The sequence below is a fragment of the Pseudoalteromonas sp. S16_S37 genome, assembly GCF_014694405.1.
Lineage (GTDB): Bacteria > Pseudomonadota > Gammaproteobacteria > Enterobacterales > Alteromonadaceae > Pseudoalteromonas.
Genome location: NZ_JAAUWV010000157.1, coordinates 1 through 1083 on the forward strand (window position 1 = coordinate 1; position 1083 = coordinate 1083).

The following is a 1083-nucleotide window of genomic DNA, read 5'->3' on the forward strand; positions in this document are numbered from 1 at the left end:
TGCGATTAAACCCAGAACTTTACTTGCCTTGGAACTATAAATCACAACGCATAGACTAAATTCTGGACTCAAGCATATTTTTGATGGTGAGTTACGCTAACTTGCCGTAAGCTCACATTAGATACGCCTCGTGACCGAGATGCTAGCTTTGAGCCGCAACTGGTTAAAAAGAACCAAACTCGCTTCACGTCAATGGACGACAAGATTTTGTATCTATATTCCAAAGGCATGACGACCCGTGAAATCGTTTCTACATTCAAAGAAATGTATGACGCTGATGTATCACCAACATTGATTTCTCGTGTCACAGATGCCGTTATCGCTCAAGTCGTAGAGTGGCAAGCCAGGCCGCTTGATGCTGTTTACCCAATCGTCTATCTCGACTGTTTAGTTGTTAAGGTTCGCCAAGATAAGCAAGTCATCAATAAAGCCATTTACTTAGCCTTAGGCGTTAATATCGAAGGCCACAAAGAACTGCTTGGCATGTGGATATCAGAGAACGAAGGCGCTAAGTTCTGGCTAAACGTGCTAACAGAACTTCAAAACCGTGGCGTTAAAGATATCCTTATCGCCTGTGTTGATGGCCTGAAAGGCTTCCCTGATGCAATTAATACCGTTTATCCTGATACGCAAATTCAGCTCTGTATCGTACATATGGTGCGTAATTCATTGAAGTTCGTGCCGTAGAAAGACTACAAGGCCATCACGGCTGATTTAAAGCACATATACCAATCGGTAACTGAAGACGAAGCCCTAATGGCCTTAGAACAGTTCGAGCAACGCTGGGATAGCAAGTACCCCAAATATATCTCGCTCATGGCGCAATAATTGGCAAAACGTCAGCACCTTATTTAATTACCCCGAAGATATTAGAAAAGCTATTTATACTACCAATGCCATTGAATCGCTGAACTCAGTTATCCGTAAAGCCATCAAAAAGCGTAAGCTGTTCCCGCATGATGACTCGGCTAAAAAGGTGGTTTACTTGGCTATTGAGCAGGCATCTAAAAAATGGACAATGCCGATAAGAAATTGGAAATCGGCCTTGAATCGATTTATGATCGAATTCGAAGACCGATTAAA

General features: G+C 42.5%; 1 pseudogene. It reads left to right on the plus strand.

The annotated features are described in order from the left end of the window. Positions 1-111: 111 nt before the first annotated feature. Positions 112-1083 (plus strand): annotated as a pseudogene (locus HC733_RS22360) (IS256 family transposase); the annotation flags it as partial.